Here is a 19,896-nt window from a genome sequence, read left to right as displayed (position 1 = left end):
GAACGACTGGTACCGGCGGACCCGCCGGAACGACTGGCGCCCGAAGAGACGCCGGAGCGGCTGGTGCCCGAAGACCCCCCGAAGGAGTGAGGTCCCATGCGTGCGGAAGAAGGCGACGAATCCATTCAGGATTACGCTCGCGAGGCGCAGGAGACGCAGGACCGAGTCAAGCCCCCGTCGGTCTGGACGCGGTTGCGCGAAGCGCTGGGCTTGAAGCGCGGCCACTGACGACGCCAACTCCCACCGCCCCGGTGCAATGAGTGGCAATCTGGTCGACATGGAGCATCGGCCGGTCAGCGCGGCGGTCGAGGCCGCCCACCACGAACACCTGAAAACACTGCCCTTCGAAGACACAACGGATTTCGAGGACGCCGACCGCGGTTTCCTGGCCGCGCTGGCGCCATGCGTGATCACCGCTGCCGACGGCCGCGTGGTGTGGGATAACGACAGCTACGGCTTCCTCGCCGGTGGCGCCCCGACGTCGGTGCATCCCGCCTTGTGGCGGCAATCCCAGTTGGCGGCCAAGCAGGGTCTCTATGAAGTGGTCGAAGGTATTTACCAGGTTCGTGGCTTCGACATCTCCAACATCACCTTCGTCGAGGGCGACACCGGCGTGATCGTCATCGATCCGCTGATCTCCACCGAGGTCGCCGCCGCCGCGCTGGCGCTGTACCGCGAGCACCGCGGCGGCCAGCGCCCCGTCACCGCCGTTATTTATACCCACAGCCACGTCGACCATTTCGGCGGTGTGCTGGGGGTGACCTCGCAGGCCGAGGTCGACGCCGGCCGGGTGGTGGTCATCGCTCCGGAGGGCTTCATCGACCACGTGGTGGCCGAGAACGTCTACGCCGGCACCGCGATGCTGCGGCGCGCCAGTTACATGTACGGCACCACGCTGGAGCGCGGCCCGTACGGGCAGGTCGGCTGCGGCCTGGGCCAGAACACCTCGACCGGCGAGGTGGGCGTCATCGTCCCGACCGTGACCATCTCCCAGACCGGTGAGAGCCGCGTCGTCGACGGGGTGCAGATCGAATTCCAGATGGCGCCGGGCTCCGAGGCGCCGGCCGAGATGCATTTCTACTTCCCGCAGTTCCGCGCGTTGTGCATGGCCGAGAACGCCACCCACACCCAGCACAACCTATTGACGCTGCGCGGCGCGCTGGTGCGCGACCCGCGTGCCTGGGCGGGATACCTCACCGAGGCCATCGACACCTTCGCCGGTCGAGCCGACGTCGTCTTCGCCTCACACCACTGGCCGACCTGGGGTACCGAGCGGATCGCGGAATACCTGGCGCTGCAACGGGACCTGTACGCCTACCTGCACGATCAAACCCTGCGGCTGCTGAACCAGGGCTACACCGGCGTCGAGATCGCCGAGCAGTTCCGGCTGCCCCCCGCACTGGAACGCGCCTGGCACGCCCGCGGCTACTACGGCTCGGTGAGCCATAACGTCAAGGCCGTCTACCAGCGTTACCTGGGCTGGTTCGACGGCAACCCGGCCCGGCTCTGGCCGCACCCACCGGAGGCGTTGGCCACCCGCTACACCGCGGCCATGGGCGGGGTGGACCGCGTCGTCGAGCTGGCCACCGAAGCGTTCCGCGACGGCGATTTCCGTTGGGCGGCAACACTGCTCGATCACGCCGTGTTCACCGATCCCGATCACGCCGGGGCGCGCCGGGTCTACGCGGACACTCTCGAACAACTGGCCTACGGCTCGGAGAACGCCACCTGGCGCAACTTCTTCCTCTCGGGGGCCACCGAATTGCGCACCGGGGTGTTCGGCACCGCCGGTCAGGTCACCTCGATGGCGCTGCTGTCACAGCTGAGTCCCGAGCAGCTCTTCGACAGCCTGGCCATCCGGGTCGACGGGCCACGCGCCTGGGACCTCCAGGTGGCCCTCGACGTTTCGTTCGCCGACAGCGGCCTCAACTACCGGCTCAGCGTGCGCAACGGCGTGCTGGTCCACCGTAAGGCGCCGCCGGATCCAGCCAGCGCGGACGCCACCGTCACCGCGGCCACCAAGCTGGCGCTGCTCGGGGCATTGCTGGGTACCGGGACACTGGAGATCTCCGGTGATCGGTCGGCGTGGACGAAACTGCGGGAGGTGCTCGACACCGCCGACCCGGGTTTCAACATCGTCGCCCCCTGACCCGGGGGTGAATGCGCCCCTTAGGGTGGCAGCGTGCAGATGCTGCTTATCCGCCACGCGCTGCCACTGCGCAGCGAGTACGGCCAGGGCTCGGACCCCGAGCTGTCCGAGACCGGCCACCAGCAGGCCCTGCGCCTGCCCGACGCGCTGGCGCGGTACCCGATCACTCGGCTGGTCAGCAGCCCGCAGTGCCGAGCGGTGCAGACCGCCGAACCGCTGGCCGCCCAGCGCAAGCTGGCCATCGACATCGACGAGCGGTTCGCCGAATACGACCGGGACCTGGCCGGTTACCTGCCGATCGAGCAGCTGCGCACCGAGCGGCCGCAGGACTGGGCCCGGATGGCCCAGGGCCACCTGCCCGCCGACGTCGACGAGGCCGCGTTCTGCGCGCGGGTGGCCGCCGCCCTGGCCGACGTGGTGGCCGCCGCCGACGCCGACGACACCGTGGCGGTGTTCAGCCACGGCGGGGTGATCAATGTGGTGCTGCACCAGATCCTGGGCACCCAGCGGCTGCTGTCGTTTCCCATCGACTACGTGTCGATCACGAGGCTGCTGTATTCCCGATCCGGGCAGGCCGCGGTGGCCTCCACCAACGGGACCGAGCACGTCTGGGATCTGTTGCCGCGCAACCAGTCCCGGTTGCCCGGAAACGACGCCGCCGACGCGGCCGGCTAACGCCGGGCGGCGGCCGTCTTCTTGGCGGCGCGCCGCAGCTGGAAGATCCGCGCGGTGCCGGCCAACGCGGTGATCAACCCGCCGCCGACCGCCGCCAGCAGGATCGCCACGCCCTTCGGCAGCGACCACGTCCAGGCCAAGAAGCTCAGCGTTTCGGTCTCCATGTTCTGCGTGATGAACACCAGCAGCACGATCAACACCAGAAAACCGACGATCAGCGCGCTCCACAACGCGCCGGTGCGGGTCAACGGCGTCCCGCCAGCGGGCGGTGTACCGGATTTGCCGTGCGACGGGTCGACGGGCACGGTGGGGTCGCTGCTCATGGGTGCCATCTTGCCCGTTCGGGTGCGGTTATAAACGGGTTCCGGTCAGTTTGCGCGCCGGGGTCAATGCGGATCGCCGGGTGGTCGCTTACGGTGGTGCGGTGAGCGCAGCCCCGTCCGGCTCGTGGCCGGCGATCCTGACCTGGCGCGCGCCCGACGCCCCGCGGATGGAGTCGGTGCGGGTGCAGTTGTCCGGCAACCGGCTCAAGGCCAACGGCCGGATCGTGGCGGCGGCCACCGACACCCACCCGGCGTTCAGCGCCTATTACGACCTGCAGACCGACGAGTCCGGGGCCACCAAACGCTTGGGGCTGACCGTCACGGTGGCCGAACGTGACCGCCAGCTGGTGATCGCTCGCGACGAAGAGAACATGTGGCTGATCACCGACGCCCACGGCCAGTCGCGTGCCGGCTTCGACGGGGCATTGGACGTCGACGTGGTGTTCAGCCCGTTTTTCAATACGCTGCCGATCCGGCGGGCCCGACTACACGAGCGGACGGCCGCGGTCACCCTTCCGACGGTCTACCTGTGGCTGCCGGAGATGTCGGTGGTCGCGGCGGCCGCCAGCTACCGCAGCACCGACGCCGGCATCACGGTCCTGACCCCGGGCACCGATCCCGACGGCACCACCATCACCGTCGACGACGACGGGTTCGTCATCGACTATCCCGGATTGGCAGCGCGGATCTGATCACCCCGCCGGCCCGGCCGGCGGCGGCCAGCTCGCGGCGCCAGTCGTTCTCGCCGACGACGACGGTGACGATCTCGTGGCGCGGGAAGTTGTCGTAGCGCGTGCGGGCGGCGTGCCCGTGGTTGACCAGCTCGGCCACCGAATCAGCGGCCGACAGCGAATCCCGGGCGTCGGCCAGCAGCGCGATGGCACGCTCGAGCACCGGCAGCAGTTGCAGCCAGTTGGCCTCGCACATCGCCCGGACCAGATCCGGCGCCGTCCCGGCGACCCGGGTGCCGTCCCGGAACGAGCCGGCGGCCAGCGCGAACGCCAGCGGCACGTCCGCGGCGGTGACGGCCAGCGCCTCGGCCAGCAGGTGCGGCAGGTGCGAGATCGCGGCCGCGGCGGCGTCGTGCTCCTCGGAGCGGGCCGGCACCGCCACCGAGCCGCAGTCCAGGATCAGATCCAGCACCTCGGCGAACACCGTCGGGTCCACATGGTCGTCGACGCTGATCACCCACGGTGCTCCCTCGAACAACTCGGCGTGGCCGGCGGGCCAGCCCGAGTGCGCGGTGCCGGCCATCGGGTGGCCACCGACGAACCGAGCCTGCAGTCCGGCGGCGGCGACGCCGTCGAGCACCGGCTGCTTGACGCTGGTGACGTCGGTCAGCGGGTTGCCGGGCGCCAGCCGGCGGACGTGGTCGAGCAGCATCGACAGCGCCGGCACCGGGACGGCCAGCACGATCAGCGCTTCGGTTTCGGCGGCCCGGGTCAGCGCCGACTCCAGGTCGGTGGTGGCGTCAAAACCGTCGGCGACGGCGGACTTCATCCCGTCCGCGGACCGGTTGTAGCCGAACGCCTCGCGCCCGGCCGCCGCGGCGGCCCGCAGCACCGAACCGCCGATCAGGCCGAGTCCCAATACGCACACCGGAGTTTTCCCTGCACTTGCCACCACCTCTCCAGGTTGGCACACGCTGGTCAAGGGCGTAAACGGCGACTACCGTAGGCGGCCATGGGAGCACAGGGCGCGTCCGCACAGGGCCGGCCGGCGGACACGCTGGACGGCTTCGGGGTGGCTGTTGTGCGCGAAGACGGCAAGTGGCGCTGCACGTCGATGCGTGCCGCGGCGTTGACCAGTCTGTCGATGGCCGAGACGGAACTGCGTGAGTTGCGCAGCGCCGGCGCGGTTTTCGGTCTGCTCAACGTCGACGACGAATTCTTCGTGATCGTCCGCCCGGGGCCGGCCGGCACCCGGCTGCTGCTGTCGGATGCGACGGCCGCGCTGGACTACGACATCGCCGACGAGGTGCTCGAGGAGTTGGACGCCGACATCGACGCCGAGGACTTGGAGGACTCCGAGCCGTTCGAAGAGGGCGATCTGGGCCTGCTCTCCGATATCGGGCTGCCCGCCGCGGTGCTCGGGGTCATCCTCGACGAGTCCGACCTGGCCGTCGACGAGCAACTGCACCGGATCGCCGCCGAGATGGGGTTCGACGAGCAGCTCTCGGCGGCCCTGCCGCGACGCCATCGGTGACCCCCACCGACGAGGACCTGATCCGCGCGGCACTGGCGGCTGCCCGGCAGGCCGGGTCCCGCGACGTGCCGGTGGGAGCGGTGGTACTCGGCCCCGACGGCACCGTGCTGGCCCGGGCCGCCAACGCCCGCGAATCCCTCGGTGACCCGACCGCGCACGCCGAGATGCTGGCGATCCGCGAGGCCACGCTCGCGCTCGGCGACGGCTGGCGGCTGACCGGCGCCACCCTGGCCGTCACCCTCGAGCCGTGCACCATGTGCGCCGGGGCGCTGGTGGCCGCCCGGGTGGCGCGGCTGGTGTTCGGGGCCTTCGAGCCCAAGACCGGGGCGGTCGGCTCGCTGTGGGACGTGGTGCGCGACCGCCGGCTCAACCATCGCCCGCAGGTGCGCGGCGGCGTGCTGGCGCAAGAGTGTGCTGCACCACTGGAGGAGTTCTTCGCCCGGCAGCGGTTGGGCTGAGGGCACCGTCGTTGGGTAGGCTGTCCCGCGGTGGCGTGTCCGAGCGGCCTAAGGAGCACGCCTCGAAAGCGTGTGACGGGTAACCCCCGTCCGAGGGTTCAAATCCCTCCGCCACCGCCATAGCAAACCTGCGCCGAGCGTGCGTGTTTGTACGCCGACTCCCTGGGAGCGGCGTACAACCGTGCACGTTGGCCGCACAGCGCTCACCGCGGCCGATCCACGGCGTAGGTCCCCGCGTTGTCGGTGAACTCCACCAGCACCTGGCGTCGGGCGCCGTCGACGGTGACCGCGCAGGTGAAGGTGCCGCCCTTGCGGACGGTCGGGTTGACCCCGTTGTTGCAGCGCACATCGCCCACCTGCTCACGCCCGTAGCCGTTGATCGGATCGGTGAGCACGCCGCGCACCCCGTCTTGGGCGTGGCCGACGTCGAGTTGCACCGTCCCAGAGCCGCCGACCACGCCGCGCAGGACCAGCGTCAGCAGCAGCGCCAGCGCGAGCAGCCCGGTGGCGCCCGCGCCGATCAGCACGACCCGCTGTGACGGACGTTGCGGGCCAGCAGGTTTCGGGGGAGGAGGGGCCGGCCGCGCCGGTTGCTGCGGGGCCGGCGGCCGGCGGAACTCCAGATACCACGGTTGCTCGGGACGCTGCGCAGGCCCGCGCGGAGGCTGCGCAGGCCCGCGCGGAGGCTGCGCCGGCCGGTGGGGAGGCTGCGCGGGCCGGCGGGGAGGCTGCGCAGGCCGATAAGGCGGCTGGGCAGGCCCGCGCGGCTGCGAAGGCCGCGGGATCGGCCTGGTCCGCCGCTCCGGTGGTTCGGGCGGTTCGTCGCGACGGTTCATCGCGCCCCCATCACGGGAACCGCTCGAAGCAGCCGTCGATATCGCCGTGCAGCCCGGACCGGAACGCCAGGATCCGGGTGAATCCGGCCGGCACGGTGTGGTCGTCGACGTCGCTGGCGACTATCCCGTTCATCAGCAGACCGGTGACCGCCTCGTCCAGGTCACCGCCGGCCAGCATCAGTCCCGGGCCCGACGACAACGTCATCGGCTCGGCCATCCGGCGCTGGGCCACCCCGGTCAGGCACGCGGTGCGCAGCGCGGCGGTCGCCGACGCCAGACCGACATCGCGTTCACTTTGCACCGCAAGCGCATAGCGGGACGTCACGGCCGACAATCCCGTGTTGTCGCCCTGCGGCATCCCCATCGTCGACTGATCCGTCGGTGCGCTCATGTCCTGCAGTCCGGGCATGTCGACGACGATGGTGTCGGTCTCCGGGCAGTAGGCCACCGGGTCGGGCTCATGGCCGCTGGGGCACTTGCCCGACGTCGCCAGCTTCGGTGGGCGGGACAAGCCGAAGATCTGCCCCAGTTGCTCCATCAGCGTCGACAACACGCCCTCGTCGATGGTGAGGTCGCTTTGCGGGTTCTCCGAATCAAACAGCGAGCGTGGCAGATTCCCGCGGCGCTTGCGGATCTCGCCCATGTCGATCTGGGCGCACATCTCCGCGCCGCCGTCGAAGCCGGTCTGGAAGGCGCCGACCCGGTCGAGCGCGGTGCCGTGCTCGTCGGAGACCGACACCGGGTTGTCCGGCGTCGAGACCGGGTCGCGGATCACGATCAGCCCGGCCAGCACATGGTTGAGCCCGTCGCCGGTACCCAACTGCGCGCGCGACGACTTGCCCGCCGCCACCCACTGCAGATACACCCCGGCGAAACAGTCGGCCTGCTGCTCGCGCACCAGGGTTCGGGTCAGCGGGTTGACGATGTTGGCCATCGCCTGCAGGGCGTGCCCGTACTCGTGGGCCAAGGTGCCGTTGATCGCCATGTCGCCGAAGTACTTTCGGGCCGTCGGCATGAACTTGGCCCGATCCCAGGCCATGGTGTCGGCGCGGCGGCAGTACATCGCGTTCGGCAGGTGGTAGACGTCGCCGCCGCACACCGCCGGAGAGTTCGGGTCGGTGGAGTCGTAGGACACCAGTGTCGACACCGGCGTGAAGCGTCCGCGCAGCGACTGGGCGTAGTGGTGCGTCCAGAAATCCTCGATGTCGTCGATCGCCAGCAGCGCCAACCGGTCGATCTGTCCGCCGTCGCTGTTGGCCAACCTGGCGGTCACCGGCGGGACGTCGCCGCGCGGGCCGCTGGGGCCATTGGCGGCGGGCAATCCGCCGACTCGGCCCGGGTCATACAGCATCGACACCGCCCGGCCGGCCACCACTGTGGGTGGGCCGCTCGCGCAGCCGGTCAGCACCAGCAGCATGGTGGTGAGCGCGACAACCAATCTGGACATCGTCACCCGCGCAGAAACGCGACGATCCCGCTGGTGACCGCCGCGGCATATCGGGCGCGCCCGTCGGGGCTGCCCAGCAACGCCGCGTCGTCGGCGTTGCGCATATTGCCCAATTCGACCAGCACCGCGGGATATTCGGCCAGGTTCAGCCCGGCCAGATCCGCCCGGCCGTAGAGCCCGTCGGCGCCGAGGTAGCTGGACTCGGGGATCCCGGCGGCCGCCAGCGAGTCGCGGATGGCACCGGCCAGCCGCACCGCCGGGCCGGACTGGGCATCATTGAGCGCAGGACTGGAGTAGTTGACGTGAAAGCCGCGGCCCGAGCCCGGACCGCCGTCGGCGTGGATCGAGACGATCGCATCGGGGCGTGCGGTGTTGGCGGCGGCGGCCCGCGCGTCGATGCACGGCCCTACCGACGCGTCGTCGGTTCGCGAGAGTTCGGTGTGGACGCCCAGCTGGTCGAGGGCCGCGCGGATCCGGTTGGTCACATCCCAGTTCAGGCTGTGCTCGGGGTAGCCGTCGTCGGTGGCGGTCCCGCTGGTCTGACAGGGCTTGGTGCCGCCACGTCCGTTGGGCACCTGCCGGGTGATCGAGGCGTCGGTGGCGCCGCTGTGTCCCGGATCCAGAAACACCGTCTTGCCGGAGACGGCCGGGCCGTCGGGGTCGGCGGGCGCGGTGGGCGCACCGGCGGTAGTCGCCACGAAACAAGCGGTGAAGGCGACACAGGCAATGGTCCGGCGGCGCACCGCCAAAGACTAGCAAGCGGGCGACGGCCGGCCGGGGTGTAATGGATCGATGCAGCTGATGTCACCGACCGATTCGGTTTTCCTGTTGGCCGAAAGCCGCGAGCATCCCATGCATGTCGGTGGCCTGATGCTGTTTGAGCCGCCGGAGGGCGCCGGGCTGGAGTTCGTCGGCGAGATCTACCAGGGGCTGCTGGCCGCCCGTGATCTGCAGCCCGCCTTCCGTAAACATCCGGCGACCCTGCTCGGCGGAATCGCGAACGTGGGCTGGGCCTTCGACAACGACGTCGACATCGAGTACCACGTGCGGCGCTCAGCGCTGCCGGTGCCGGGCCGGGTGCGCGATCTGCTGGAGTTGACGTCGCTGCTGCACGGCAGCCTGCTCGACCGGCACCGTCCGCTGTGGGAGGCGCACCTGGTGGAGGGTCTCAACGACGGCCGGTTCGCGGTGTACGTCAAGATCCACCACAGCTTGATCGACGGGGTGTCGCTGCTGCGGCTGCTGCGGCGCACGCTGTCGGACGATCCGCGGGCGGCAGACCTGCGCACCCCGTGGTCCCTCGCGCCGCCGTCGCGGCCGCGCCCGGATGCCCCGTCTCGGCTGCGGCAGCTGACCGGAATCGCCAAAGACGTTGCGGCGCTGGGCCCGTCGACGGTGAAGCTGGCGCGTGCCGCACTGTTGGAACAGCAGCTGACCCTGCCGTTCGAAGCCCCGCGCACCATGCTCAACGTCAAGATCGGCGGGGCCCGCCGGTGCGCGGCGCAGTCCTGGCCGGTGGCCCGCGTCGTCGCGATCAAACGGGCCGCCGGGGTGACCGTCAACGATGTGGTGCTGGCGATGTGCGCCGGGGCGCTGCGGGCCTACCTCGAGGAGCAGCACGCCCTGCCCGAGCATCCGCTGGTGGCGATGGTGCCGGTGAGCCTGCGCCGCGACACCGACGCCGATTCCGGCGGCAACATGGTCGGCACCATCTTGTGCAACCTGGCCACCGATCTCACCGACCCGGCGCAGCGGTTGGAGACCATCAGCGAATCGATGCGCCGCAACAAGAAGGTGTTCAGCGAGTTGCCGCGTGCTCAGGCGCTGGCACTGTCCGCGGCCAACATGGCGCCGCTGGCCTTGGCGGCGATCCCCGGCTTCGTCTCGGCGGCGCCCCCGCCCTTCAACATCGTCATCTCCAACGTGCCCGGCCCGGACGAGCCGCTGTACTGGCGGGGCGCCCGCCTGGACGGCAACTACCCGCTGTCGATCGCCCTCGACGGGCAAGCGCTGAACATGACCGTGGTCAGCAACGCCGGCAACCTCGATTTCGGTCTGGTCGGCTGCCGCCGGTCGATTCCGCACCTGCAGCGCCTGCTCGGGCACCTGGACACCGCGCTGGAAGACCTGGAACGCGCCGTGGGTGTCTGACCCGTGGCCAAGCGCAGCGCCGGGCTGCTGCTCTACCGGTCGGGACCCGACGGCGCCGTCGAGGTGCTGATCGCCCATCCCGGCGGGCCGTTCTGGTCACGCCGGGATGACGGGGCGTGGTCGATCCCCAAGGGCGAGCAACCCGACGGCGAGGACCCGTGGGTCACCGCGCGACGTGAATTCGTCGAGGAACTCGGACTGGACCCGCCCGACGGTGAGCGACTGGAGCTCGGTGTGGTGCGACAGGCCGGCGGAAAAGTGGTCACGGCGTTTGCTGTGCGCGGCGACCTCGACGTCGCTGACGCCCGCAGCAACACCTTCGAACTGGAGTGGCCACCGCGGTCAGGCCAACTGCGGGAGTTTCCCGAGGTCGACCGGGTCGGCTGGTTCACAGTCGCCCAAGCGCGCACCAAGTTGCTGGCCGGCCAGCGTCCGCTGCTGGACCGCCTGCTGGCTGCGGTTAACGGTTAACGGCGGAACCAGGAACGCCGCGGGGCCTGCGCCTCCGCGTGCCCCTCACACCACTGCTCGGGCGGCACCTGCGCGCGCACGTCGGCGATGTGCTCGCCGCAGCCGTCCCAGGTGGTCTTGCCACAGACCCGACACGGCACGGGGTAGCACATCAGCGGTTTCCTTTCAGGCGGTGCGCAACGCACCCGTCAGGGTATCGATGACGGTGCGGATCTTCTCGGTTACCTCGTCGGCGATCGGCCCCAGCGCCGGATTGTCGACGACTTGGGCCATCAGTTGCGGGTTCATCGCCTCGACCAGGACGGTGCCGGCCTGTTGCGGGTCCTCGCGAACCACCACGTTGCAGGGCAGCAGCACCCCGATGCGCTTCTCGGCGGTCACCGCACGGTGTGCCAGCGGCGGGTTACAGGCGCCCAGGATCAGGTAGCGCTCCATCTCCTCGCCGAGCTTGGCCCGCAGCGTCGCCTGCATGTCGATTTCAGTCAGTACACCGAAACCGTTGTCTTTCAGTAATTCTCGCGTCTTGGCGGTAACGGTGTCGAAGTCGACGCCGGAAACCGCGGTGCTCATCGCGACGGACATTGAGACCTCCTTGGTCGCCGTGGATACCCCCAATATACCCCATGGGGTATATACCGCCACGGTAGTGTCGCCTCATGCAGACCCTGCGTACCCCCGACGACAGGTTCGTCAACCTTCCCGACTTCGGCTATTCGCCCCAGTTCTGCGACCTCGACGACGATGACGGCGGCACCCTGCGGGTGGCCTGGGTGGAAGGCGGTCCCGACGACGGCGACCCGATCCTGATGCTGCACGGCGAGCCGTCGTGGTCGTATCTGTACCGCAAGATGATGCCGATCCTGGCCGAGGCCGGACACCGGGTGATCTGTCCAGACCTGGTCGGGTTCGGGCGCTCGGACAAGCCGACCCGCGCCGAAGACCACACCTACGCCCGCCACGTCGAGTGGATGCGGGCGCTGGCGTTTGACGTGCTGGATCTGCAGCGGGTGACGCTGGTCGGCCAGGACTGGGGCGGGCTGATCGGACTGCGGCTGGTCGCCGAGAACCCGGATCGGTTCGCCCGGGTCGTGGTGGCCAACACCGGACTGCCCACCGGGGATATCCCGATGCCGGAGATCTGGTGGCGCTTCCGGGAGGCGATCCAGAGCGCGCCGACGATCGACGTCGGATGGTTCGTGCAGTCGGGGTGCCGCAAGCCGATGGGCGACGCGGTGCGGGCCGGCTACGACGCGCCGTTCCCCGACGACAGCTACTGCGTCGGCCCGCGCACCATGCCGTCGCTGATCCCGACCACCCCCGAGGACCCGGCCGCCCCGGCCAACCGGTCGGCGTGGGCCGCGCTGTGCGCCTCGGAGACCCCGATGCTGGTGGCGTTCAGTGACGGTGACCCGATCACCGGGGCGATGGGTCCGATCTTCCAGCGCGAGATGCGCGGCGCGCGCGGCCGCGCCCACCCGGTGATCCACGACGCCGGCCACTTCCTGCAGGAGGACGCCGGCGAGGAGCTGGCCGGCCACATCGTGGAGTTCCTGCGCCGTTGACCGTGTGCGCCCGCCGGAGAGGGACAGGGATGTTTGCCCGCCTTTCAGCGACAACGTTGTTGGGTGGTCGCCAGCCGGCCTGGGCGAGCCCCGGTTGTCGCTCAAAGGCGGGCAACAGACACACCACCTCCCGGCCGTGGCTTCTGTGACAGATGAGGCCGCAGCATCCATCATGGACAGCATGGACCTGCCCGTGGCCCCGCCGGTGGATCCGATGCTCGCCAAGGCGGCGGCCAAGGTTCCCGACCAACCCGGCCTCTGGTCCTACGAGCCCAAATGGGACGGCTTTCGCGCCATCGTCTTTCGCGACGGCGACGAGGTGTTGCTGCAGTCGCGCAACGGCAAGCCGCTGGGCCGCTACTTTCCGGAACTGCTGGACGCGCTGCGCGCCGAGGTCGCCCCGCGCTGCGTGCTCGACGGGGAGGTGGTCGTACCCCGGCAGATCGGCGGACGTACCCGGCTGGACTGGGAGTCGCTGAGCCAGCGCATCCATCCCGCCCAGAGCCGGGTGCGGATGCTGGCCGAGCAGACCCCGGCGCAGTTCATCGGCTTCGACGCGCTGGCCACCGGGCAGGCCTCGCTGCTCGACGAACCGTTCCGGGTGCGGCGCGAGGCGCTGGCGGAGCTGATAGCCGGTGGTTCCAGCTGCCACGTCACCCGCGCCACCGCCGACCCCGAGCAGGCCATGCACTGGCTCACTACGTTCGAAGGGGCCGGGTTGGACGGCGTGGTCGCCAAGCGCACCGACGGGCCGTATCTGCCCGGCAAGCGCGAGATGGTCAAGGTCAAACACCGCCGCGACGCCGACTGCGTCGTGATGGGCTACCGCATCCACAAGAGCGGCGCCGGCATCGGCTCGCTGCTGCTGGGCCTGTACCGCCCCGACGGCGAACTGGCGATGGTCGGCGGCGCGGCCTCGTTCACCGACGCCGACCGGCTCAAGCTCCTGGCTGAGCTGGAGCCGCTGCGCCTCGGCGACGTCCGCGAGGGCGAGCCCAGCCGGTGGAACACTGGGCCCAACAAGGCCGACAAGCAGTGGGTGCCGATCCGGCCCGAGCGGGTCGCCGAGGTCGCCTACGACCAGATGGAAGGGATGCGCTTCCGCCACACCGTGAAGCTGCTGCGGTGGCGCCCCGACCGGGACCCGGCCAGTTGCACCTTCGACCAGCTCGACGTCCCGCTGAACTACGAACTCGCCGACGTGCTGGAGAGCTGAGATGGGAACAGGCGGCAAATCGGACGAAGAGTTGATCGTCGACGGCACCGCCGTCCGGTTCACCAGCGGCGACAAGGTGTACTTTCCCCGGCTCGGCGCGGGCGGCACCAAGCGGGCGCTGGCCGACTACTACCTGACGGTGGCCAACGGGCCGTTGCTGCAGGCACTGCGGGACCGGCCCACCCACCTGCAGCGGTTCCCGGACGGCATCGAAGGTGCCGAGGTCTACCAAAAGCGGTTGCCGCGGGGACATCCCGACGATCTGGAGGCCTGCCGGGTGACGTTCCCGTCCGGCCGCACCGCCGACGCCCTCAAGGTCATCCGGCCCGCCGACATCTTGTGGGCGGTGCAGATGAGCACCGTCACCTTCCACCCCTGGCCGGTGCGCTGTCCCGACACCGACCATCCCGACGAACTGCGCATCGATCTGGACCCGCAGCCCGGCACCGGCTTCGCGCAGGCCCGTGCTGTCGCACTGGAGGTGGTGCGTCCGCTGCTCGATGAACTCGGCCTCGTCGGCTACGTCAAGACCTCCGGGGGCCGCGGCCTGCACATCTACCTGCGGATCAAGACCGACTGGGACTTCATCGAGGTACGCCGGGCCGGAATCGCGCTGGCCCGCGAGATCGAGCGGCGCGCACCGGAGGCGGCCACCTGCTCCTGGTGGAAGGAAGAACGGGGCGCGCGGATCTTCGTCGACTTCAACCAGAACGCCCGCGATCGCACCATGGCGTCGGCCTACTCGGTGCGGGCCACCCCGATCGCCACCGTCTCCACGCCGCTGGCCTGGGGCGAACTCGCCGACGCGGATCCCGACGACTACACCATCGCCACCGTGCCCGACCTGGTGGCACGTCGCGGTGACCCGTGGCGCACCATCGATGATCTCGAACAATCCCTCGAGCCGCTGCTGGAGATGGTCGTCGCCGACGAAGCGCGTGGCCTCGGTGACCTGCCGTACCCGCCGAACTATCCGAAGATGCCCGGTGAGCCCAAGCGGGTGCAGCCCAGCCGGGAGAAGTCAGGCTGACTGCTCCAGCAGCCCCACGCAGGTCGCGGTGAGCAGCCGGGTCAGCGCGGTGCTGAAGTCCAGGTCCCAGCCGGGCGCCAGTTCCGGCTCGTCGGCGTAGGCCTCGGTCAGGGACGGCGGCGGGTGTGAGACCTGCCACAGCACCGACCCCAGCGAATAGGCCGCCAACAGCAGATCCAGCGCCCCTTTCGGCCCCAGTGCGGGCAGCGCCCGTTCGATCGCACCGGCACTGGCCATCACCGCGGCAGCACTGACCCGCCGCACCTCGATCACCCGCTCGGCGTCCACCTCGTGCTCCAGATGCAGGTGCAGGTTGGACAGCAGGTCGCAGAACAGCGGATCGGCGGCCAGCCCGCTGACCAGGGTCTGGACCACCCGCTCCGGCGACATCGGGCCGGGCCGGTCCAAGTCGGTGCAGACCGACTCCGACCAGCGTTGCCAGCTCTCGGCTGACAGACGGAGCAGCACCTCTTTATAGGAGCTGAAGTAGCGGCGCACGGCCGAGTAGTGCACCCCGGCGCGGCTGGCCACCGCGGTCAAGGTCACCGACGCGACACCGGCCTCCAGCGCCACCGCACGGGCGGCTTCCACCAGCGCTTCTGCCCGCTGCCGCTTCTTTTCTTCGCTGCGAGCGCGTTGAAATGAGACCTGCCGCACCGCGCGAGAATAACGCACACGATGTGCGTTGCGACAGCTCCGGAGCGTGCTGTAGCGTGCGTTTACGCACGTGGACTTGGGTTAGGGTACCCAAAGGTGCTAGCTGAAGGGGACTCCGATTTTCAAGGTGCTGAGTCGGGTGTGGATACCCCTGGTGATTCTGGCCGTCGTTGGTGTCGCCGGGTTCACGGTGACGCGTATCCATGGCCTGTTCGGATCCGAGAAGCGGCCGACCTACGCCGACGGCCAGATCGACGAGACCAAGCCCTTCAACCCCAAGCGGTTGACCTATGAGATCTTCGGCCCGCCGGGCACCGTGGCCGACATCAGCTACTTCGACGTCAACTCCGAACCGCAACGCGTCTCCGACGCCGCGCTGCCATGGCAGCTCGAAATCGTCACTACCTTGCCGGCAGTGGTGGGAAGCATTATGGCGCAAGGCAATAGCAATAGCATCGGCTGCCGCATCACCGTGGATGGGGAGGTGAAGGCCGAACGCATCTCCAATGAGGTGAACGCCTACACCTTCTGTCTGCTGAAGGCGGCATGAGTTCGCCTATAACCGACAGCGCGGGCGGACCTCCTCAGCGGACATTCGTCGCGCGCACCATCCGCCGGCTGTCGGTGCCCATCATCCTCGCCTGGCTGGGGCTGATCGTGCTGCTCAGCGTCACCGTGCCGTCGCTGGAACAGATCGGCAAGGAGAACGCCGTCTCGGCGAGTCCGACCACCGCCCCATCCATGCAGGCCATGACCGAGATGGGCAAGGTCTTTCAGGAGTCGGATTCCGACAGCACCGCGATGATCGTGCTGGAGGCCGACCACGAACTCGGCGACGCCGAACACGAGTACTACGCCGAGATGGTCAAGCGGCTCGAAGCCGACACCGCGCACGTGCAGCACGTCCAGGATTTCTGGGGCGACCCGATGACCTCGGTCGGTGCCCAAAGCGCCGACGGCAGAGCGACTTACGTGCAGCTGAACCTCGTCGGCAACATCGGGCAGGCGGCGGCCAACGACTCCGTGGAGTCGGTCCGCAACATCGTGGACTCGGTCCAGAAACCGCCAGGGCTGACGGTCTATGTCACCGGCACCGCGGCGCTGGCCAACGACATGAACTCCGCCGGCGACAAGTCCATGCTGCGGATGATGGCCGTCACCATCATGGTGATCCTGACGATGCTGCTGGCGGTCTACCGGTCGATCACCACCGTGGTGCTGCTGCTGGCCACGGTCGGCCTGGAACTGTCCGCCGCACGCGGAGTGGTGGCCTTCCTGGGCCATCACCACTTGATCGGACTGACGACATTCTCGGTCAACCTGCTGGTCTCGCTGGCGATCGCCGCCGGCACCGACTACGCGATCTTCCTGATCGGCCGCTACCACGAAGCCCGCCACAACGGTGAGGATCCGGAAACCGCCTACTACACGGCTTTCAACGGCGTCTCGCACGTCATCCTGGGCTCCGGCCTCACCATCGCCGGGGCGGTGTTCTGCCTGCACTTCACCCACATGCCCTACTTCGTCTCGCTGGGCATCCCGTGCGCGGTCGGCATGGTCATCTCGGTGCTCGCCGCGTTGACGCTGGGCCCGGCGATCATCACCGTCGGCAGCCGGTTCGGCCTGTTCGAGCCGAAGCGCAAGATGAGCACCCGGGGCTGGCGGCAGCTGGGTACGGCGATCGTCCGGTGGCCGGGGCCGATTCTGGTCGCTTCCCTGGCCATCTCGGCCGTCGGCCTGCTCGCGCTGCCCGGCTACCAGCCCGCCTACGACGACCGGAAATACATCCCCACCGACATCCCGGCCAACGAGGGCTTCAACGCGGCCGACCGGCACTTCTCGCAGTCCCGGATGATGCCGGAGGTGCTGATGATCGAATCCGATCACGACCTGCGCAACCCGTCGGACTTCCTGGTCATCGACAAACTGGCCAAGGCGGTGTTCAAGGTCGTCGGCATCTCCCGGGTTCAGGCGATCACCCGGCCGCAGGGCACCCCGCTGGAACACACCTCGATCCCGTTCCAGATCAGCATGCAGAATGCCGGCCAGATGGCGACCATGCAGTTCCAGAAGAAGCGCATGGACGACATGCTCACCCAGGCCGACGCGATGGGAGAGACCATCGCCACCATGCGCCAGATGCTCGGCTACATGAGCCGGTTGGCCGCCACCACCCACGCGATGGTGGTCGACATGGACAACCTACAGGGCCAGATCTACGACATCCGGGACCACATCGCCGATTTCGAGGATTTCTGGCGGCCGATCCGGAGCTACTTCTACTGGGAACCGCACTGCTACGACATCCCGATCTGCTTCTCGCTGCGCTCGGCGTTCGACATGGTCGACAGTGTCGATCAGATGAGCGAGAGCATGGACAAGATGATCGCGCACATGGGCGACATGGACAAGCTCATGCCGGAGATGCTGACCACCTTCCCGCCGATGATCGACACCATGCAGACCATGCAGACCATGATGCTGACGATGCACAGCACCATGTCCGGGATCTTCGCCCAGATGGACGAGATGGGCGACAACGCCACCGCGATGGGCAAGGCGTTCGACGAGTCCAAGAACGACGACTCCTTCTACCTGCCGCCGGAGGTGTTCGAGAACCCCGACTTCCAGCGGGCGATGAAGATGTTCTTGTCCCCGGATGGCAAGGCCGTCCGCATGATCATCTCGCACCGGGGCAATCCCGCTACCGCCGAAGGCATTTCGCGTATCGACCAGATCCGCACAGCTGCCGAGGAGGCGCTCAAGGGAACGCCGCTCGAGGACGCCAAGATCTATCTGGGCGGGACCGCGGCGCTGTTCAAGGACATGCACGACGGTTCCTACTACGACCTGCTGATCGCCGGAATCGCCTCGCTGTGCCTGATTTTCGTCATCATGCTGATCATCACCCGTGCGCTGGTCGCCGCGTTGGTGATCGTCGGCACCGTCGCGCTGTCACTGGGGGCGTCGTTCGGGCTGTCGGTGCTGGTGTGGCAGCACATCATCGGTATGCCACTGCACTGGCTGGTCATGGTGATGTCGGTGATCGTCCTGCTGGCCGTGGGCTCGGACTACAACCTGATGCTGGTCTCCCGATTCAAAGAGGAGATCCACGCCGGTCTGCACACCGGCATCATCCGAGCCATGGGCGGAACCGGAAAGGTGGTGACGGCGGCCGGCCTGGTGTTCGCCTTCACCATGGCCTCGATGGCGGTCAGCGACCTACGCATCATCGGGCAGATCGGCACGACCATCGGGCTGGGGCTGCTGTTCGACACCTTGATCGTGCGGGCGTTCATGACGCCGTCGATAGCTGCGCTGATGGGCCGCTGGTTCTGGTGGCCGATCAACGTGCTGCCGCACGTCGGCGGCAAAGCCGCCCGGCAGCGCGAAGCCGCGGCCGAGCACGCCGCCGACGCCGAGTCGACCGAGGAGTTCTCCCGTCCGCAGGCCTGAGGCGGGGGGAACACAACCGGTGCTCGGTTGTGAGCGAGCCCATGCGGCCAGGGCGGAAGAATAGTTAGGTAGCCCGGCTAAAGTTATGTAGCATTACGTGTCGAGTTCGGATAATTCCGCAGCCCTGTGCCGTTGCATCCGTCTCACCCGGCGCAGCGGTCTCACCAGCGGGGATTGTCGCCGCAAACCGACATAGGGAAAGAACGGGACAATGGCTACAGTGGATTCCATGCGTACGCATCGCCCAATTCGGCGCGGGGTCGCGCTGGCCTTCGTCGCCGGTTTCGCCGCCGCCCTGTTCCCCGCCACCGCCGCCGCTGACGCCACCGACGACTTTCCGATCCCGCGGCGGGTGATCCGCACCGACTGCAGCGCCGAGCAGATGCTGGCCGCCAGCCGCGACCTGTCGCCGATCTACTACGAGCGCTACATGATCGACATGCACAACAAGCCGGTGCAGGTGCAGCAGGCCGCTATCGACAAGATGCACTGGTTCTTCTCGCTCAGCCCCGAGCAGCGCCGGGCCTACTCCGAGGAACTGGCGACGAACTTCGCCGACCCGCTGACGGTGTCCTGGCCCAACCACGCCAAGATCTTCTTCAACAACAAGGGTGTCGTCGCCAAGTCGACCGAAGCCTGCAGCCAGTACCCGCGCGACGACATGTCGGTGTGGGACTGGGCGCCCAAGCCGTAACCATGCCGATGCTCATCCGTCGAGTCACGCAGGCTGTGGCCCTCGCCGGCTTGGCGGGCGGTCTGCTCATGGCCGGGCAGGGCTCACCGGTGCAAGCCCAACCTGGGGGCTTTCCCAACCTGGATGACTTCGCCGCGGTCCCGGTCGACGACTACCTCAGCACCGGCCCGAAGGGGCCCGGGCGCTGGGTGAACTTCGCCACCCCCTACAACATCGCGTGCCAGTTCGACGCCATCGAACCGCCGGCGGGCTCCTCGCAGGCGATCATGTGCGACGGCGACATGCCGGGCATGGCCAACGCACCGCTGAGTTCGGGTGCGCCGGTGCCCGGCGGATGTGTGATCGGCACCGTGCGCTCCCAGGGCGCGGCCGGGCTGCGCTTGAACCGCGAATCGACCAGCTGCGGCCGGCAGTTCTCCAACGGCGGCTTTCTCGGCGTGGGGCAGAAGGTCTCCTACGGCAACGTGACCTGTGCGGTAGGCGCCGACCAACTCGTCGCCTGCCTAGACACCTCGCTGGGACATCACGGTTTCGTGCTGCGGCCGGCGGGAAGCACCGCCTTTTAG

The 19,896-nt window shown here is 68.7% G+C and carries 23 protein-coding genes and 1 tRNA gene; 16 read left to right on the top strand and 8 right to left on the bottom strand.

Features of this window, described 5'->3' with window-relative positions:
* Nucleotides 1–96 precede the first annotated feature (96 nt).
* Genes AC5Y31_RS08960 through AC5Y31_RS08950 form a run of 3 tightly spaced genes read left to right on the top strand, consistent with a single transcriptional unit; the run spans nt 97 to nt 2,824 of the window.
* Complete coding sequence (locus AC5Y31_RS08960; RefSeq protein WP_301632819.1) at nt 97–228, top strand: hypothetical protein; 132 nt, start codon at nt 97–99, stop codon at nt 226–228.
* 49 nt (nt 229–277) lie between these two features.
* Nucleotides 278–2,149, top strand: coding sequence for an alkyl/aryl-sulfatase (locus AC5Y31_RS08955; protein WP_499979786.1), 1,872 nt, complete (start codon nt 278–280; stop codon nt 2,147–2,149).
* 33 nt (nt 2,150–2,182) lie between these two features.
* Nucleotides 2,183–2,824, top strand: a complete 642-nt coding sequence (locus AC5Y31_RS08950) for a histidine phosphatase family protein (protein WP_065024428.1) — start codon at nt 2,183–2,185, stop codon at nt 2,822–2,824.
* Here the strand turns inward: AC5Y31_RS08950 and AC5Y31_RS08945 are convergent.
* Nucleotides 2,821–3,147, bottom strand: a complete 327-nt coding sequence (locus AC5Y31_RS08945) for a LapA family protein (protein ID WP_065024429.1) — start codon at nt 3,145–3,147, stop codon at nt 2,821–2,823. The genes AC5Y31_RS08950 and AC5Y31_RS08945 overlap by 4 nt on opposite strands.
* Nucleotides 3,148–3,248: 101 nt before the next feature.
* On the opposite strand from AC5Y31_RS08945, the gene AC5Y31_RS08940 reads away from it, so the two are divergent.
* A complete protein-coding gene (locus AC5Y31_RS08940; RefSeq protein ID WP_499979681.1) occupies nt 3,249–3,839 on the top strand; it encodes a putative glycolipid-binding domain-containing protein in 591 nt (196 codons plus the stop codon).
* Here the strand turns inward: AC5Y31_RS08940 and AC5Y31_RS08935 are convergent.
* A complete protein-coding gene (locus AC5Y31_RS08935; protein ID WP_499979784.1) occupies nt 3,805–4,746 on the bottom strand; it encodes a prephenate dehydrogenase in 942 nt (313 codons plus the stop codon). The genes AC5Y31_RS08940 and AC5Y31_RS08935 overlap by 35 nt on opposite strands.
* Nucleotides 4,747–4,830: 84 nt before the next feature.
* Here AC5Y31_RS08935 and AC5Y31_RS08930 point away from each other — a divergent pair, with 84 nt between their 5' ends.
* From AC5Y31_RS08930 to AC5Y31_RS08920, 3 genes are all read left to right on the top strand, one after another.
* The gene (locus AC5Y31_RS08930) at nt 4,831–5,352 is read left to right on the top strand and encodes a tRNA adenosine deaminase-associated protein (protein WP_065024431.1); all 522 of its coding nucleotides are present in this window, start codon (nt 4,831–4,833) and stop codon (nt 5,350–5,352) included.
* Nucleotides 5,349–5,810: a nucleoside deaminase gene (locus AC5Y31_RS08925; protein ID WP_499979677.1), complete on the top strand. Its 462-nt coding sequence runs from the start codon at nt 5,349–5,351 to the stop codon at nt 5,808–5,810. The genes AC5Y31_RS08930 and AC5Y31_RS08925 overlap by 4 nt, the downstream gene beginning before the upstream one ends.
* Nucleotides 5,811–5,839: 29 nt before the next feature.
* Nucleotides 5,840–5,930 (top strand) — tRNA-Ser (locus AC5Y31_RS08920).
* A gap of 83 nt (nt 5,931–6,013) precedes the next feature.
* Here AC5Y31_RS08920 and AC5Y31_RS08915 read toward each other — a convergent pair.
* From AC5Y31_RS08915 to AC5Y31_RS08905, 3 genes are all read right to left on the bottom strand, one after another.
* Nucleotides 6,014–6,337, bottom strand: coding sequence for a DUF4333 domain-containing protein (locus AC5Y31_RS08915; protein ID WP_499979675.1), 324 nt, complete (start codon nt 6,335–6,337; stop codon nt 6,014–6,016).
* 319 nt (nt 6,338–6,656) lie between these two features.
* The gene (locus AC5Y31_RS08910; RefSeq protein ID WP_499979673.1) at nt 6,657–8,093 is read right to left on the bottom strand and encodes a neutral zinc metallopeptidase; all 1,437 of its coding nucleotides are present in this window, start codon (nt 8,091–8,093) and stop codon (nt 6,657–6,659) included.
* Between the two features lie 2 nt (nt 8,094–8,095).
* The gene (locus AC5Y31_RS08905; protein WP_499979672.1) at nt 8,096–8,836 is read right to left on the bottom strand and encodes an Rv3717 family N-acetylmuramoyl-L-alanine amidase; all 741 of its coding nucleotides are present in this window, start codon (nt 8,834–8,836) and stop codon (nt 8,096–8,098) included.
* A 49-nt stretch (nt 8,837–8,885) separates the two neighbouring features.
* Here AC5Y31_RS08905 and AC5Y31_RS08900 point away from each other — a divergent pair, with 49 nt between their 5' ends.
* The gene (locus tag AC5Y31_RS08900; RefSeq protein ID WP_065024516.1) at nt 8,886–10,244 is read left to right on the top strand and encodes a WS/DGAT/MGAT family O-acyltransferase; all 1,359 of its coding nucleotides are present in this window, start codon (nt 8,886–8,888) and stop codon (nt 10,242–10,244) included.
* A 3-nt stretch (nt 10,245–10,247) separates the two neighbouring features.
* Nucleotides 10,248–10,715 (top strand): NUDIX hydrolase, encoded by a 468-nt coding sequence (locus tag AC5Y31_RS08895; RefSeq protein ID WP_499979668.1) that lies wholly within the window; start codon nt 10,248–10,250, stop codon nt 10,713–10,715.
* Here AC5Y31_RS08895 and AC5Y31_RS08890 read toward each other — a convergent pair.
* Complete coding sequence (locus AC5Y31_RS08890) at nt 10,712–10,867, bottom strand: DUF8730 family Cys-rich protein (RefSeq protein ID WP_165607329.1); 156 nt, start codon at nt 10,865–10,867, stop codon at nt 10,712–10,714. The two genes, AC5Y31_RS08895 and AC5Y31_RS08890, sit on opposite strands and share 4 nt — an antisense overlap.
* Nucleotides 10,868–10,880: 13 nt before the next feature.
* Entirely contained in the window at nt 10,881–11,297 is a 417-nt protein-coding gene (locus AC5Y31_RS08885; protein ID WP_499979664.1) for a DUF302 domain-containing protein, read from the bottom strand.
* Between the two features lie 74 nt (nt 11,298–11,371).
* On the opposite strand from AC5Y31_RS08885, the gene AC5Y31_RS08880 reads away from it, so the two are divergent.
* The 3 genes from AC5Y31_RS08880 to AC5Y31_RS08870 all read left to right on the top strand — a co-directional run bounded on the left by AC5Y31_RS08880 (nt 11,372) and on the right by AC5Y31_RS08870 (nt 14,523).
* Complete coding sequence (locus AC5Y31_RS08880) at nt 11,372–12,277, top strand: haloalkane dehalogenase (RefSeq protein ID WP_499979662.1); 906 nt, start codon at nt 11,372–11,374, stop codon at nt 12,275–12,277.
* A gap of 172 nt (nt 12,278–12,449) precedes the next feature.
* Entirely contained in the window at nt 12,450–13,493 is a 1,044-nt protein-coding gene (locus AC5Y31_RS08875; RefSeq protein WP_499979781.1) for an ATP-dependent DNA ligase, read from the top strand.
* 1 nt (nt 13,494) lies between these two features.
* Nucleotides 13,495–14,523, top strand: a complete 1,029-nt coding sequence (locus AC5Y31_RS08870) for a DNA polymerase domain-containing protein (protein ID WP_499979660.1) — start codon at nt 13,495–13,497, stop codon at nt 14,521–14,523.
* Here the strand turns inward: AC5Y31_RS08870 and AC5Y31_RS08865 are convergent.
* The gene (locus AC5Y31_RS08865; RefSeq protein ID WP_109470750.1) at nt 14,515–15,198 is read right to left on the bottom strand and encodes a TetR/AcrR family transcriptional regulator; all 684 of its coding nucleotides are present in this window, start codon (nt 15,196–15,198) and stop codon (nt 14,515–14,517) included. The genes AC5Y31_RS08870 and AC5Y31_RS08865 overlap by 9 nt on opposite strands.
* Before the next feature lie 109 nt (nt 15,199–15,307).
* On the opposite strand from AC5Y31_RS08865, the gene AC5Y31_RS08860 reads away from it, so the two are divergent.
* The 4 genes from AC5Y31_RS08860 to AC5Y31_RS08845 all read left to right on the top strand — a co-directional run bounded on the left by AC5Y31_RS08860 (nt 15,308) and on the right by AC5Y31_RS08845 (nt 19,896).
* Nucleotides 15,308–15,730 (top strand): MmpS family transport accessory protein, encoded by a 423-nt coding sequence (locus tag AC5Y31_RS08860; protein WP_065024523.1) that lies wholly within the window; start codon nt 15,308–15,310, stop codon nt 15,728–15,730.
* Nucleotides 15,727–18,636 (top strand): MMPL/RND family transporter, encoded by a 2,910-nt coding sequence (locus AC5Y31_RS08855; RefSeq protein ID WP_499979657.1) that lies wholly within the window; start codon nt 15,727–15,729, stop codon nt 18,634–18,636. Before AC5Y31_RS08860 ends, AC5Y31_RS08855 begins: the two co-directional genes overlap by 4 nt.
* Before the next feature lie 229 nt (nt 18,637–18,865).
* Entirely contained in the window at nt 18,866–19,330 is a 465-nt protein-coding gene (locus AC5Y31_RS08850) for a DUF5078 domain-containing protein (RefSeq protein ID WP_064855808.1), read from the top strand.
* A 2-nt stretch (nt 19,331–19,332) separates the two neighbouring features.
* Nucleotides 19,333–19,896, top strand: a complete 564-nt coding sequence (locus AC5Y31_RS08845; protein WP_499979656.1) for a hypothetical protein — start codon at nt 19,333–19,335, stop codon at nt 19,894–19,896.

This window comes from Mycobacterium sp. NGS18 (assembly GCF_059813185.1).
This window is presented reverse-complemented; position numbering and strand designations above follow the sequence as displayed.